Origin of the sequence: Streptomyces sp. NPDC006393 (assembly GCF_040628575.1) — a bacterium.
In the GTDB taxonomy this organism is placed as follows: Bacteria; Actinomycetota; Actinomycetes; order Streptomycetales; family Streptomycetaceae; genus Streptomyces.
In genome coordinates this window covers 67,763-81,795 of the sequence record NZ_JBEXZD010000021.1, presented here as the reverse complement: position 1 = coordinate 81,795, position 14,033 = coordinate 67,763, and the positions used below count along the sequence as shown (strand labels likewise).

Below are 14,033 nucleotides of genomic sequence, written 5' to 3'. Positions count from 1 at the left end.
GCGAGCGGGCGCACCGGGACCCCGCGCGGTCACATGGTCCGGTGTCAGCGGCCGGGCGCCGACCGGGCGACCGTCGGTTCGCGTACGGCCGTCACGTCCAGGTGAGCCGGCGCGCCCAGTACCGCCGCGCCGCAGCTCTCCGGTCGGGGCGGTACGGCGGCACCCTGCTCCACGGTCACGTGCCACCGGCGTCCGTCGATGTGGGCGACGGTCACTTCCCAGCGGGGCGCCGCGCCGTCGGCGTGCAGGGTCTCGGTGCCCACGACGGTCAGCGCGTCCGCCCGGTCCTCCCCGGATGCGGTCCGCACGGCCAGTTCCGCGGCCTGTCCGGGCCGTTCCCAGGCGGTACGGCCCCGGCAGCCCTCCAGGACCACCCGGCCCTCCCGGACGCCGCGCAGGGCGTCCATGACGGTGTGCGCCTCGGCCCTGCCGTAGGCGTATCCGTGCGGCAGGACGAGCAGGGTCGGGGAGAAGCGGTGGCCGCCGAGGTGGGTGACCTCCCAGGCCTCCCGCACACCGGTGGCGGCGAGCGCGGCCGCGAGCGGCCGGCCGAGCAGGGCGCAGCACCGGTCGCGCCTGCCGTTGGTGCAGACGAGGGCGAGCGGGTCACCCGAGTGCGGCCGGCCCCCCAGTACCGTGTCGAAGCCGCGGTGATCGCCCCTGCCCAGGGCGGCGAAGTCGAGACCCAGCAGCCGCTCGGGGTCGACGGTCATGGCGCTGTGCAGCCATACGTTGCCGGGAACCGTGTGGGCCGCGTACACATGCCGCACGGACGGCGTGCGGCGGTCGGCGTGCCGCCCGGGGCGGCGGATGAGCGCGACCCGGACGCCGGTGCCCTGCGCCGCCCGCTCCAGCAGGCGTCCCAGGCCCGGGTCGAGATGGCTGGAGGTGAGCGCCTTCGGGCCCCACGGACCGGGCTGCTCCAGCAGCAGCCACGTCGTCGCCGTGGGCGCGGTGGCGGACAGCGGCTCGTGGAGCTGCCGGGAGACGGTCGCGCACGTACTCACACAGGCGAGCCTAACCTGACTTGGCGCACCAGCTGCATCCGGCGCCCGGAACGATCTACTCCGGCAGCGGCCGCGGAGGCCGCGGGCCGACGTACCGGCCGCTCGGGCGCATGCGCAGCGGGCGCTCCCCGTACTCCTCCAGAGCGTGGGCGATCCAGCCCGCCGTCCTGGCCACGGCGAAGATCGTCTCACTGGCGCTTGAGGGCATGCCGGACGAGGCCGTGAACACGGCGAGGGCCAGGTCGACGTTGGCGTGCAGCGGTGCGTGGCGGGCGGTCGTGGCGACGATGTCGCGGGCGGCGGCGAGGGCGGGGGCGGCCCGTGGGATGTCCTCCAGGAGGCCGAAGAGGGCACGCGCGCGTGGATCCTCGCCGGGGTAGAGGCGGTGGCCGAGCCCGGGGATGCGGCGGCCCTCGCGCAGTTCGTCGGCGATGACGGGCCCCGCGGCGCCCCGGTCCAGGACCTCCAGGACGAGCCGGTGGGCCAGTCCTCCGGCCGCGCCGTGCAGCGGGCCTTCGAGCACGCCGAGCCCCGCGGAGACGGCGGCGTAGGCGTGTGCGCGGGCGGAGGCGGCCACGCGCACGGCGAGCGTCGAGGCGGCCAGGTCGTGGTCGACGAGCAGGCCGAGCGCGGTGTCCAGGACGCGCAGTGAGGCGTCGTCGGCGGGGCGGCCGGTCAGCCGTCCCCACAGCCGGTGCGCGAGCGGGCCCTGATCGCGGTGTGTGGACCGGACCGGCGGCAGCGCGGCGACGAGGGTCGGGATGAGCACGCGCGCGGTGCCGAGCACGGCGTCCTCCGACAGGTCGAACCGCAGGGGGTCGGCGGCGGCGGCCGCGATCGCGGCGACCCGCAGCCGGTCGGTGGGCCCCGCGTGCTCGGGCAGGGCTTCCACCGCCCGGCGGGCCACGGCGACGGAGGTCTCGGGCGCGGTGAAGGTGACTCCGGGGCGCATGCGCCCGGTCCAGAGCCACTCGGCGATCTCCTCGTAGGTGTGCCGGGCGGCCAGCTCCGTCGCGTCGACACCGCGGAAGTAGTAGCGGTCCGTGTCGATGAGGGTGACGCGGGTCCGCACGGACAGCTCCCCGCCGAAGTCCGCGCCGCTGCCGCCGTCCCGCCGGTTGCGGCGGGCGAGCGCCTCGACCTCCTTGGCGTCGAAGGAGCTGCCCCGGCCGCTCGGATCACGACGGCTGCTGAGCTGACCACGGCTCACGTACGCGTACACGGTCTCGGGCTTCACCCCGAGCAGTTCGGCGGTCTCCTTGGTGCTCAGCCGCCGCTCCGCGGCGCCGACGGCGGTTTCCTGATCGCGCATGGAGCCCACCGTATCCGCCCCAGCCGTCCGGTAAAGCATTGATTGAATCAATGTTGACAGAGATTGAGTCAAGCATGGACAGTCAACTCAAGTCCATGGGAGGAAACATGTCCAGCAACAGGGCCGCAGCCACTCTTGTCGACGCACCGCGGGGCCTCGCGGGAGTCGTGGTCACCGACACCCGAATCGGTGACGTCCGCGGGCTCGAGGGCTTCTACCACTACCGTCAGTACTCGGCCGTCGAACTTGCCGGGACCCGGCGCTTCGAGGACGTCTGGTACCTGCTCGTGCACGGGGAACTCCCCGACGCGCGGCAGAGCGACGCCTTCGCCACCCGGACCGCCGCGCTGCGCCGGCTGTCCGGGGAGGTCCGCGCGGCGCTGCCCGCCGTCGCGGCTGCGAGCGCCCGCTCCGGCCCGCTTTCCGGCCTGCGCACCGCGCTGTCCCTGCTCGGGGCGGCCCAGGGCTTCCGCCCGGTGTACGACATCGACGCGGACCACAGGCGCCAGGACACGCTGGTGGCCTGCGCCGCCGTGCCGACGTTGCTCACCGCGCTGTACCGGCTGGGGCAGGGGCTCGAACCGGTGGAGCCGCGCGAGGACCTGTCCTACGCCGCGAACTACCTCTACATGCTGACGGGTTCGGAACCGGACGCACGGCACGCACGGGCCATCGAGCAGTACTTGATCTCAACCATTGATCACGGATTCAATGCGTCGACCTTCACGGCACGGGTGATCGCGTCCACCGGCGCGGACGCGGCGGCCTGCCTGGTGGGCGCCGTCGGGGCCCTGTCGGGGCCGCTCCACGGAGGCGCGCCCAGCAGGGCGCTGGACACGCTGGACGCGATCGGTACCCCGGACCGGATCGACTCCTGGATCCGTGACCGCGTTCTGGCCGGTGAGCGCATCATGGGCTTCGGCCACGCCGTGTACCGCACCGAGGATCCCCGCTCCCGCATGCTGCGCGAGATCGCCCAGGGGTTCGGCGGGCCGCGGGTCGCGTTCGCCGTCGAGGTCGAGCGTCGCGTGGAGGCCATTCTCGCCGAGCTCAAGCCCGGCCGCGAGCTCCACACGAACGTCGAGTTCTACGCGGGCGTCGTCATGGAACTCTGCGGCCTGCCCCGCGAGATGTTCACCCCGACCTTCGCGGCGGCCCGAGTGGTGGGCTGGAGTGCGAACATCCTCGAACAGGCGGAGGACTCGAAGATCATCAGGCCGGTGGCGCGTTATGTCGGTCCGGTTCCACCGGTGGAGGTGCCCGGGGCGGCCTGAAAGAGACGTGCGGCCTGGTGCCGTTCGGGCGCCAGGCCTCATCGGTGGGCGTCGAGCAGGGACGGGGTGCCGGACTGCTCGCCGGAGGGACGGTCCGGCTCGGTGGGCGGTTGCGCGTGCGGCCGGTGCGGGGACGGGACGCCTACGGGGTGGACCCGGCCTCGTGTGAGGACTCAGGCGTCGGGAATGTCCGCCTTGGCGCGGATCAGCGTCTCCCGGCTGACGACCACGATGCGTTCGTAGTCCGCGCGGGAGGCGTCGGCGGGCAGTTCCCGCTCCAGCGCCTCGGTGGCTTCGGTGCCGATGACGGCGAAGTTTCCGTCGCTCAGTTCGAAGACGTCGGGGCAGTTGGCTCCCGAAGTACTGCCACGGGCGCTCGGAGGCACACCGATGCGGCGCACGATCTTCAAGGGGTACCGGTCCTTAGTTCTGGGCACAGTTGTGGCCAGCACGTTACTGGGGTCGCTGGGGCCACTGTGACCGGATCGGACCAAACGCCACCCGTGATCCGCCGAACGTCACTCGCGCGGAGTGATCAGGAGGGCGGCGGGGTGCCGATGACCCACCACTCGTCCGTGTCTGCCTCGTCGAGATCCCTGATGAGACCGTCGACCATCTGTCCGATCCTCGCCTCCTCCGCCGACTGCTTCAGGGTCGCGCGCTGGGCCTTCGACGCCTCCCAGTAGTCCCGCATCAGCGGGTTCTGGAAGATCTCCCGCAACCGTCCGAACAGCTCCTCCTGGTCCAGCAGCCCCGCTTGGTAGAGGAAGTAGAGGTTGACGTACCAGGCGTTGGCGTAGAAGAACTGGCGCCGCTTCTCCGCCGGAATGCTCTGGTCGTAGGTGTCGATCACCGCCGCCAGGGAGGGATCGTCGATCGCCCTGGCGAGCAGGTCCCAGTGCATGCGCTGCTGATGCGCCAGGGCCCGGCGCCTGGAGTCCAGTTCCTCGTGTTCCAGGCGCTGTGCCTCCAGTCGTTCCGCCTCCAGTCGCTCCGCCTCCAGGCGCCGGCGGCGCGCGGCGAGCGTCAGGGTGGCGGTGACGAGCAGCAGACCGGCCGCGGCGGAGCCGAACCTCCCCGCTGCCTTTTTCTGAGTGACCATGTCAACCCCCGTATCAGGCGGCCGTCCGCCGGTCGTCGGGGCTGGGGCGGGTGACGGGGACCGGCGAGCGGTGGGCGGCGCTTGCCGTCTCCCAGAGTGCCGAGCGGCTCTGATCGGCGGGGAGGCGGAGAGGAGGCGCACGGAGGGAAGCGAGGGTCGCACGCTCCGGCGCCATGTCCAACGTCTGCCCCGCAAGTGCGGCTAACAATCGTTCACTTCGGCGTGATTCGCGCGGCTCGTATCCTGGGTCGGCATTCAGTCGTCCCAGGTGCACCGCGGCCGTGAGCCGGTGCACGCGTCGGTGTGAGAGAGGTCGCGCGGTGAGCCAGCCGAGCCGGAACCCGGATCCGAACCCGAGTCCGAGCCCGAGCGGGACCGGTGGTCAGATCCCGGTCCTCGTGCTCGCCGGATTCCTCGGTTCCGGGAAGACCACCCTGCTCAACCACCTCCTCCACCACAGCGGCGGCAGCCGCATCGGAGCGATCGTCAACGACTTCGGCGCCATCGAGATCGACGCCATGGCGGTCGCGGGCGCGCTGGGCGACTCCACCGTCTCCCTCGGCAACGGGTGCCTGTGCTGCGCCGTCGACGCGGGCGAACTCGATCTCTATCTCGACCGGCTCACCCGCCCCGGTGCCGGCATCGACGTGATCGTCATCGAGGCCAGTGGGCTCGCCGAACCCCAGGAACTCGTCCGCATGGTGCTGGCCAGCGAGAACCCCGGAGTCGTCTACGGCGGCCTCGTCGAGGTCGTGGACGCCGCCGAGTTCGACGACACGCGCGCGAGGCACCCCGAGATCGACCGGCATCTGGCGCTCGCGGACCTCGTCGTCGTCAACAAGGTCGACCGGGCCGACGGTGCGGAGCGGGTGCTCGGGACCGTACGGTCCCTCGTCGACCGGGCGGCCGTCGTGCCGGCGACCCACGGCCGTGTCGATCCCGAACTCCTCTTCGACCGCAGGCCGCGCGAGGAGCGCGTCGGGCAGCTGTCGTTCGACGATCTGTCGACGGCCGACGAGGGCGATCCCCACGGTCCTCACGCCGGGCATCTGCACGCCGGCTACGACAGTCTCTCCTTCGCCTCCGACGTGCCGCTCGACCCCCGCCGGCTGATGCGGTTCCTCGACAGCCGGCCCGACGGTCTCTACCGGATCAAGGGATACGTCGACTTCGGCCCCCACGACCCGCGCAACCGCTACGCCGTGCACGCCGTGGGGCGCTTTCTGCGCTTCTACCCGGAGCCCTGGCCGGCCGGCGCCCGGCCCCGCCGCACCCAGCTGGTGCTCATCGGCTCCGGCATCGACGTACCGCTCCTCGGCAAGGAACTCCAGGCGTGCGAGAACGACGCCCCACACGCCGACGAGCACGGCATGTGGGGCGTCCTGCGCTACGTCCGGGAACCCGAGGACGAGCAGGGAAGCGAGGAACCGCCGGTCTAGACCGGGCCGGCCACCGCCGCCACCGTCTTCTTCAGCGACACGCCCGAGCCGTCGCGGCGCGGGTCGATGTCCGGGAGCTCGGCCGGGGTGCCGTTCTTCTGGGCGGCACGGGCCGGGACGGGGCCCGCCCAGGCGAACGACAGGCAGTCCTCGCCCTTCAGGAAGCGCTGGCAGCGCACGCCGCCGGTGGCCCGGCCCTTGCGCGGGTACTGGTCGAACGGCGTCACCTTCGCCGTCGTCTGCACGGAGTCGTCCAACGTCCCGCGGGAACCGGCGACCGTGAAGACCACCGCGTCCGCGGCCGGGTCGACGGCCGTGAACGAGATGACCTTGGCCCCCTCGGCGAGCTTGATACCGGCCATGCCGCCGGCCGGGCGGCCCTGCGGCCGGACCTGGCCGGCCTGGTAGCGCAGGAGCTGGGCGTCGTCCGTGATGAAGACCAGGTCCTCGTCACCGGTGCGCAGCTCGACGGCGCCGACGATCCGGTCGCCCTCCCTGAGGCCGATCACCTCCAACTCCTCCTTGTTGGAGGGGTAGTCGGGCACCACCCGCTTGACGACGCCCTGTTCGGTGCCGAGCGCCAGGCCCGGCGAGGACTCGTCCAGCGTGGTCAGGCAGACCACCGTCTCGTCGTCCTCCAGGGAGACGAACTCCGCGAGCGGCGCGCCACCGGAGAGGTTCGGCGCCGACTCCGTCTCCGGCAGCTGGGGCAGGTCGACCACGTTCAGGCGGAGCAGACGGCCGGCCGAGGTCACCACGCCCACCTCGCCGCGGGCGGTGGCCGGGACCGCGGAGACGATCACATCGTGCTTGTACCGCCTGCCGCCCGCCTCGTGCGGGAACGGCTCACCGCCCGCGGTGCGGGCCAGCAGGCCCGTCGAGGACAGCAGCACGCGACACGGGTCGTCCGCCACCTGCAACGGCACTGTCGCGGCCGGGACGGCGCCCGCCTCCAGGAGCAGCGTGCGCCGCGGGGTGCCGAACTTCTTGGCGACCGCGGCCAGTTCGGCCGAGACCAGCTTGCGCAGTTCCGCGTCCGACTCCAGGATCCGGGTCAGCTCCGCGATCTCCGCCGTGAGCCTGTCCTTCTCCGCCTCCAGCTCGATGCGGTCGTACTTGGTCAGCCGGCGCAGCGGCGTGTCGAGGATGTACTGGGTCTGCACGTCGCTCAGCGAGAAGCGCTCCATCAGGCGCTGCTTGGCCTGGGCGGAGTTCTCGCTGGAGCGGATCAGCCGGATGACCTCGTCGATGTCCACCAGCGCCGTCAGCAGGCCCTCGACCAGGTGCAGCCGGTCGCGCTTCTTGCCGCGCCGGTACTCGCTGCGGCGCCGGACGACGTCGAAACGGTGGTCGAGGTAGACCTCCAGGAGCTCCTTCAGGCCCAGCGTGAGGGGCTGGCCGTCGACCAGCGCGACGTTGTTGATGCCGAAGGACTCCTCCATCGGCGTCAGCTTGTACAGCTGCTCCAGGACCGCCTCCGGCACGAAGCCGTTCTTGATCTCGATGACGAGGCGCAGTCCGTGCTCGCGGTCGGTGAGGTCCTTGACGTCGGCGATCCCCTGGATCTTCTTCGAGCCCACCAGGTCCTTGATCTTGGCGATCACCTTCTCCGGGCCGACCGTGAACGGCAGCTCGGTGACGACCAGGCCCTTGCGGCGGGCCGTGACGGTCTCCACCGAGACCGTGGCACGGATCCTGAACGTGCCGCGCCCGCTCTCGTAGGCGTCGCGGATCCCGGACAGGCCGACGATCCGGCCGCCGGTGGGCAGGTCGGGGCCCGGGACGTGCTTCATCAGGGCGTCCAGGTCCGCGTTCGGATGCCTGATCAGGTGGCGGGCGGCCGCGATCACCTCGCCGAGGTTGTGCGGCGGCATGTTCGTGGCCATGCCGACGGCGATGCCCGAGGAGCCGTTCACCAGCAGGTTCGGGAACGCGGCGGGCAGCGCCGCCGGCTCCTGCTCCTGGCCGTCGTAGTTGGGGGCGAAGTCGACCGTGTCCTCGTCGATGGACTCGGTCATCAGGCTCGTCGCCTCGGCCATACGGCACTCGGTGTACCGCATGGCGGCGGGCGGGTCGTCGTTGCCCAGCGAGCCGAAGTTTCCGTGGCCGTCGACGAGCGGGACACGCATCGAGAAGGGCTGGGCCAGGCGCACCAGGGCGTCGTAGATCGACGCGTCGCCGTGCGGGTGGAGCTTGCCCATGACCTCGCCGACGACGCGGGCGCACTTCACGTACCCGCGCTCGGGGCGCAGGCCCATCTCGTTCATCTGGTAGACGATGCGGCGGTGCACCGGCTTGAGTCCGTCCCGGGCGTCCGGCAGGGCGCGGGAGTAGATGACCGAATACGCGTACTCGAGGAAGGAGCCCTGCATCTCGTCGACGACGTCGATGTCGAGGATCTTCTCCTCGTACGGTTCGTCGGGCGGCGGGGTCTTCGTGCTGCGGCGGGCCATCGCTGCCGGCTCCTCCTGAACTCTGATCGCTCGCCTACGGGGCGCTCATGCCGGTCTCGGCGGGGCGACCGCGCTCGGCCCTCTCGGGCCCGTGCACGCCCGCCCCGTCGACACCGACGCGCCACTTCGGCTCACTCTTGCTGAAGCGTGTGACGGGATCTGACGCGGACCATTGTGGCGCGCCGCACTGACAACCCGGACAAGACCCCGCCCCACCCCACCGACCGGCCCCCTTCGAACGCCCACCCGCGACCGCCGACGACGGGAACCGTGACGACCGAGACGGGGCCGCCCCGCAGAGTACGGGAGAGTTCCCGACCCCGCCGCCTCGATCCGCGCGGAGCCGGCCGCGGGCCCCGTCGCACCTGCTCCCGGGACGTCGTCGCCACTCCCGCTCGGGGGTGGTGTCGGCCAGGTATTCGCTTATTTGTCTTCTCGTTCCCGGCGTCTTTCCTTCTCGCTCTCGGCGTACGGGGTTCGGGAACTTCGCCAGGGGTCCGTGCGCTTGCATACAGTGGCAGGACCGGCAGGAGAAGGGCGGTGCGCGGACCGCCACCGCGATCGAAGGGACGTACATGCCCATGGGTCACACGGCCACAGCCGAGGCAGGCTCCGGCGGCCTGACAGCGACCGAGCACCGCCTGGCCAACGGTCTGCGCGTGGTGCTCTCCGAGGACCACCTGACCCCGGTCGCGGCGGTGTGCCTCTGGTACGACGTCGGCTCCCGCCACGAGGTCGAGGGACGGACCGGACTGGCTCACCTTTTCGAGCACCTGATGTTCCAGGGCTCCGGTCAGGTGAAGGGGAACGGTCACTTCGAGCTGGTGCAGGGCGCCGGCGGCTCGCTCAACGGCACCACCAGCTTCGAGCGCACCAACTACTTCGAGACCATGCCCGCCCACCAGCTGGAGCTCGCCCTCTGGCTGGAGGCCGACCGCATGGGCTCCCTGCTCGCAGCCCTGGACGACGAGTCGATGGAGAACCAGCGCGACGTCGTGAAGAACGAGCGCCGGCAGAGGTACGACAACGTCCCCTACGGCACCGCCTTCGAGAAGCTGACCGCCCTCGCCTACCCGGAGGGCCACCCGTACCACCACACGCCGATCGGTTCCATGGCCGACCTGGACGCGGCCACCCTGGAGGACGCCCGCGCGTTCTTCCGCACGTACTACGCCCCCAACAACGCCGTCCTCTCGGTCGTCGGCGACATCGACCCGCAGCAGACGCTGGCCTGGATCGAGAAGTACTTCGGTTCCATCCCGTCCCACGACGGCAAGCCCGCACCCCGCGACGGCTCGCTGCCCGAGATCATCGGCGAGCAGCTGCGCGAGGTGGTCGAGGAGGAGGTCCCGGCGCGTGCCCTGATGGCCGCCTACCGGCTCCCGCACGACGGCACGCGCGCGAGCGACGCGGCCGACCTCGCGCTGACCATCCTGGGCGGCGGCGAGTCCTCCCGCCTCTACAACCGCCTGGTGCGCCGCGACCGTACCGCCGTCGCGGCCGGGTTCGGCCTGCTGCGGCTGGCCGGGGCGCCCTCGCTGGGCTGGCTGGACGTGAAGACCTCCGGCGACGTCGAGGTCCCGGTCATCGAGACCGCCATCGACGAGGAACTCGCCCGGTTCGCCGAGGAGGGGCCCACGGCCGAGGAGATGGAGCGCGCCCAGGCCCAGCTGGAGCGCGAGTGGCTGGACCGGCTCGGCACGGTCGCGGGCCGCGCGGACGAGCTGTGCCGGTACGCGGTCCTCTTCGGTGACCCGCAGCTCGCCCTGACCGCCGTCAAGCGCGTTCTGGAGGTGACGCCCGAGGAGGTCCAGGAGGTCGCCAAGGCGCGCCTGCGTCCCGACAACCGCGCGGTGCTCGTCTACGAGCCGACCGCCGCCGACACTGCCGAAGCAGGCGACGCCAAGGACGCGGACGCCGCGGCCACCGACGACACCGAGGAGGCGGCGAAGTGACCGAGCTCGCCACGATGGACTTCCACCCCCAGCCCAAGGCGGGCGAGGCCAAGCCGTGGGCGTTCCCGGCGCCCGAGCGCGACACGCTGGACAACGGCATGACCGTCCTGCGCTGCCACCGCCCCGGCCAGCAGGTCGTCGCCGTCGAGGTGATGCTGGACGCCCCGCTGGACGCCGAGCCGGTCGGCCTGGACGGTGTCGCCACGATCATGGCGCGGGCCTTCTCCGAGGGCACCGACAAGCACTCCGCCGAGGAGTTCGCCGCCGAGCTGGAGCGGGCCGGCGCCACCCTCGACACGCACGCCGACCACCCCGGCGTACGGCTGAGCCTGGAGGTTCCGGCCTCCCGCCTGGCCAAGGGGCTCGGCCTGCTGGCCGACGCCCTCAGGGCGCCCGCGTTCGCCGACTCCGAGGTCGAGCGGCTGGTGCGCAACCGGCTCGACGAGATCCCGCACGAGCTGGCCAACCCCTCCCGCCGCGCCGCCATGGAGCTCTCCAAGGAGCTGTTCCCGGCCACCGCGCGCATGTCGCGCCCGCGCCAGGGCACCGAGGACACCGTCCGCGGCATCGACGCGGCGGCCGTACGCGCCTTCTACGACCGGCACGTCCGCCCCTCCACGGCCACCGCCGTGGTCGTCGGCGACCTCACCGGCATCGACCTGGAAGAGCTGCTCGGCGAGACCCTGGGCGCCTGGGCCGGCTCGCCGGCCAAGCCGCGGCCCGTGCCGGCGGTGCGCGCCGACGACACCGGCCGCGTGGTCGTCGTGGACCGCCCCGGCGCCGTCCAGACCCAGCTCCTCATCGGCCGCATCGGCCCCGACCGGCACGCCCGTGTGTGGCCGGCCCAGGTGCTCGGCACCTACTGCCTCGGCGGCACCCTCACCTCCCGCCTGGACCGCGTCCTGCGCGAGGAGAAGGGCTACACCTACGGTGTGCGGTCCTTCGGCCAGGTGCTGCGCTCGGCCCCCGACGGCTCGGGCGCGGCGATGCTCGCGATCAGCGGCTCGGTCGACACGCCGAACACCGGCCCGGCACTGGACGACCTCTTCACGGTGCTGCGCAAGCTCGCGGCCGAGGGCCTCACCGACGCCGAGCGGGACGTCGCCGTGCAGAACCTCGTCGGTGTGGCGCCGCTCAAGTACGAGACGGCCGCCGCCGTGGCGAGCACGCTGGCCGACCAGGTCGAGCAGCACCTGCCCGACGACTACCAGGCGACGCTCTATCAGCAGCTCGCCGCCACCGGCACGGTGGAGGCCACCGCGGCGGTCGTGAGCGCCTTCCCGGTGGACCGGCTGGTGACGATCCTCGTCGGTGACGCGGCGCAGATCAAGGAGCCCGTGGAGGCCCTGGGCATCGGAGAAGTGAGCGTCGTCGCGGCCGAGTAGCGGCCCGCGGGAACACCGTCCGGCAGCGGACGCGAGGCACGCGCGCGTGGGGGCCCTGGTGACCGAAGCGTCACCAGGGCCCCACGATGTCCGAATTGGGGGAGAGGTTGCCTGTCTGCCCTGTGGCATGCGCTACAAAAGTCCGGATCGGTTTGGGAATTGACAGCGCCCCCCTCTAGCGTCGGTCCGGCTGTTCGTCGGGCAGTGCGCCGCATCCGCGGCACCGGACAGCCATCGCCGAGTCCCCGTACGGCGCGAGCCAGGGGAGCCGGGGACCCACCCAGTCCCTGGGGTGAATCGGACACCCGCGCGCGCAGCGAGGGGTCCGTAGGAGACCTTCCTGCTCCGAACCCGTCAGCTAACCCGGTAGGCGAGAGGGAAGGAAAGGACCAGCGTCTACATGGCGTTCACGCGCGCCACCGGGAAGCATCGCCGCCCCAGCCGGATGCACCGCACCACCGCCCGCGCGGTGGGTGCCGCGGCGCTCACCACCACCGGAGTCCTCGGCGCTCTCGCCGCCACACCGGCCCTGGCCGCCGAGACTCCCGCCCCCGAGGAGACCGGCCTGACCCCGGTCATCACCATCGGCGACAGCGTCGCCCAGAAGATCGACGCCCAGGCCGCCGCCCAGCGGCAGGCCGCCGAGCAGAAGAAGGCCGAGGAGGCCGCGCGCAAGAAGGCCGCCGAGTTGGCGCAGAAGGAGCGCGAGGCCAAGGAGCGCGCCGCCCGCGAGGCCGAGCGCAAGCGCCTCAACGCCTTCGTGCCGCCGATCTCCGGCTCGTACGTCTCCACCGGCTACAAGACCGGCGGCTCCCTGTGGTCCTCCGGCTCCCACACCGGCATCGACTTCCACGCCGCGAGCGGCACCACCGTGCACGCCGTCGGCATCGGCACCGTCGTCCAGACCGGCTGGGGCGGGGCCTACGGCAACCAGGTCGTGATCAGGATGGCCGACGGCATGTACACCCAGTACGGGCACCTGTCGTCCATCGGCGTCTCGGTGGGCCAGAAGGTCGTCCCGGGCCAGCGGATAGGCCTGTCCGGCGCGACCGGCAACGTCACCGGACCGCACCTCCACTTCGAGGCCCGCACCACCGCGGAGTACGGCTCCGACATCAACCCGATCGCCTACCTCCGCGCGCACGGTGTGAACGTCTGAGCGACCCGCGCAGCCCTGCCCGAAAGCCCCGGCCGGTGAAGCCGGGGCTTTCGGCGTTCCGGACGCGGCGCTGTCCAAAAAATATCCATGGATTCCGGCCCGCCGTCGGAAATTCCCGCTGACTGGAATAGAGTCACGGAACGGGCGCCAGGTGTGGCGCGCAAACGGGGATTCCGGCGGGATTCAGGCGGAGGTCGGTCATGCGCATTCCGGCGCACTCGGTGTGCACGGCGATCCGGGACGACATCGTCGCCGGAGTCCATGAGCGCGGCAGCCGGCTCACCGAGGGGGTTCTCGCCCGCCGTTACGGCGTCTCGCGGGTCCCTGTGCGCGAGGCCCTGCGCACCCTGGAGGCCGAGGGCTTCGTGGTGACCCGGCGGCACGCCGGGGCGTGCGTGGCGGAGCCCACCGAGCAGGAGGCCGCCGACCTGCTGGAGATGCGGCTCCTGCTGGAACCGCTGGCTGCCTCCAGGGCCGCCCAGCGGCGCACGGAGGCCCATCTGAAGGTGCTGCGGGGCCTGGTCAGGCTGGGGCAGGAACGGGCCGTGAGCGGCGGCGGCGATGAGTTGCGGTCCCTGGGGGGCTGGTTCCACGAGACGCTCACCCAGGCCTGCGGCAGCCCGGCGCTCACCGCCATGCTGACCCAGCTGCGGCACAAGATCGCCTGGATGTACTCGGTGCCGGTCCCGGCCGACCCGGTGGAGTCCTGGGCCGAGCACGGCGCCATCGCCGACGCGGTGGCGCGCGGCGACGGCGAGCGCGCGCGGGCGCTGACCGCCGTGCACGCCGAGCGCGCGACCGCCGCCCACCGGGTGAGGACTTCGCAACGTCCCGTAAACACATCGGGAGCACGGAATTAACGCGGCGGCCGTATACAAAGAGGGGAATTCCGTGTGGCGGTATTCGCCCTGCCCTTTTCGGGGATGGCTTTCCGGTGCATCGGAATT

General features: G+C 72.0%; 11 protein-coding genes and 1 riboswitch. Of the genes, 6 read left to right on the top strand and 5 right to left on the bottom strand.

The features are described from left to right. Window positions 1-44 precede the first annotated feature (44 nt). Window positions 45-1,007 carry a sucrase ferredoxin gene (locus tag ABZ484_RS12445; RefSeq protein WP_358865846.1) on the bottom strand — a complete coding sequence of 321 codons (963 nt, stop codon included), beginning with the start codon at window positions 1,005-1,007 and terminating at the stop codon, window positions 45-47. A 55-nt stretch (window positions 1,008-1,062) separates the two neighbouring features. After that, on the bottom strand, window positions 1,063-2,319 hold the full coding sequence (locus ABZ484_RS12440; protein ID WP_358865845.1) for a citrate synthase: 1,257 nt from the start codon (window positions 2,317-2,319) through the stop codon (window positions 1,063-1,065). 107 nt (window positions 2,320-2,426) lie between these two features. On the opposite strand from ABZ484_RS12440, the gene ABZ484_RS12435 reads away from it, so the two are divergent. Further along, window positions 2,427-3,593 carry a citrate synthase/methylcitrate synthase gene (locus tag ABZ484_RS12435; protein ID WP_358865844.1) on the top strand — a complete coding sequence of 389 codons (1,167 nt, stop codon included), beginning with the start codon at window positions 2,427-2,429 and terminating at the stop codon, window positions 3,591-3,593. Window positions 3,594-3,766: 173 nt separating this feature from the next. Here ABZ484_RS12435 and ABZ484_RS12430 read toward each other — a convergent pair whose 3' ends face one another. Further along, window positions 3,767-4,003, bottom strand: coding sequence for a hypothetical protein (locus ABZ484_RS12430; protein WP_133932844.1), 237 nt, complete (start codon window positions 4,001-4,003; stop codon window positions 3,767-3,769). A 125-nt stretch (window positions 4,004-4,128) separates the two neighbouring features. After that, on the bottom strand, window positions 4,129-4,695 hold the full coding sequence (locus ABZ484_RS12425; protein ID WP_358865843.1) for a DUF6082 family protein: 567 nt from the start codon (window positions 4,693-4,695) through the stop codon (window positions 4,129-4,131). Window positions 4,696-5,081: 386 nt separating this feature from the next. Between ABZ484_RS12425 and ABZ484_RS12420 the strand changes: the two genes are divergently transcribed. After that, window positions 5,082-6,134: a CobW family GTP-binding protein gene (locus tag ABZ484_RS12420; RefSeq protein ID WP_358865851.1), complete on the top strand. Its 1,053-nt coding sequence runs from the start codon at window positions 5,082-5,084 to the stop codon at window positions 6,132-6,134. On the opposite strand, the gene ABZ484_RS12415 is transcribed toward ABZ484_RS12420, so the two are convergent. Beyond that, the gene (locus ABZ484_RS12415; protein ID WP_358865842.1) at window positions 6,131-8,587 is read right to left on the bottom strand and encodes a DNA topoisomerase IV subunit A; all 2,457 of its coding nucleotides are present in this window, start codon (window positions 8,585-8,587) and stop codon (window positions 6,131-6,133) included. The two genes, ABZ484_RS12420 and ABZ484_RS12415, sit on opposite strands and share 4 nt — an antisense overlap. A 581-nt stretch (window positions 8,588-9,168) precedes the next feature. On the opposite strand from ABZ484_RS12415, the gene ABZ484_RS12410 reads away from it, so the two are divergent. The 4 genes from ABZ484_RS12410 to ABZ484_RS12395 all read left to right on the top strand — a co-directional run bounded on the left by ABZ484_RS12410 (window position 9,169) and on the right by ABZ484_RS12395 (window position 13,946). Continuing rightward, entirely contained in the window at window positions 9,169-10,542 is a 1,374-nt protein-coding gene (locus tag ABZ484_RS12410; protein ID WP_358865850.1) for a pitrilysin family protein, read from the top strand. After that, window positions 10,539-11,927, top strand: coding sequence for a pitrilysin family protein (locus tag ABZ484_RS12405; protein ID WP_358865841.1), 1,389 nt, complete (start codon window positions 10,539-10,541; stop codon window positions 11,925-11,927). Before ABZ484_RS12410 ends, ABZ484_RS12405 begins: the two co-directional genes overlap by 4 nt. A gap of 225 nt (window positions 11,928-12,152) precedes the next feature. After that, window positions 12,153-12,315, top strand: a riboswitch (cyclic di-AMP (ydaO/yuaA leader). 12 nt (window positions 12,316-12,327) lie between these two features. Next, window positions 12,328-13,086 (top strand): M23 family metallopeptidase, encoded by a 759-nt coding sequence (locus ABZ484_RS12400; protein ID WP_358865840.1) that lies wholly within the window; start codon window positions 12,328-12,330, stop codon window positions 13,084-13,086. Between the two features lie 200 nt (window positions 13,087-13,286). Further along, entirely contained in the window at window positions 13,287-13,946 is a 660-nt protein-coding gene (locus ABZ484_RS12395) for a GntR family transcriptional regulator (protein ID WP_358865839.1), read from the top strand. Window positions 13,947-14,033: the final 87 nt, after the last annotated feature.

What these genes read in the sequence shown, in the direction of transcription:
- ABZ484_RS12415 (WP_358865842.1), bottom strand. Translation starts at nt 8,587, where the DNA reads ATGGCCCGCCGCAGCACGAAGACCCCGCCGCCCGACGAACCGTACGAG.
- ABZ484_RS12400 (WP_358865840.1), top strand. Translation starts at nt 12,328, where the DNA reads ATGGCGTTCACGCGCGCCACCGGGAAGCATCGCCGCCCCAGCCGGATG.
- ABZ484_RS12425 (WP_358865843.1), bottom strand. Translation starts at nt 4,695, where the DNA reads ATGGTCACTCAGAAAAAGGCAGCGGGGAGGTTCGGCTCCGCCGCGGCC.
- ABZ484_RS12435 (WP_358865844.1), top strand. Translation starts at nt 2,427, where the DNA reads ATGTCCAGCAACAGGGCCGCAGCCACTCTTGTCGACGCACCGCGGGGC.
- ABZ484_RS12395 (WP_358865839.1), top strand. Translation starts at nt 13,287, where the DNA reads ATGCGCATTCCGGCGCACTCGGTGTGCACGGCGATCCGGGACGACATC.
- ABZ484_RS12410 (WP_358865850.1), top strand. Translation starts at nt 9,169, where the DNA reads ATGGGTCACACGGCCACAGCCGAGGCAGGCTCCGGCGGCCTGACAGCG.
- ABZ484_RS12440 (WP_358865845.1), bottom strand. Translation starts at nt 2,319, where the DNA reads ATGCGCGATCAGGAAACCGCCGTCGGCGCCGCGGAGCGGCGGCTGAGC.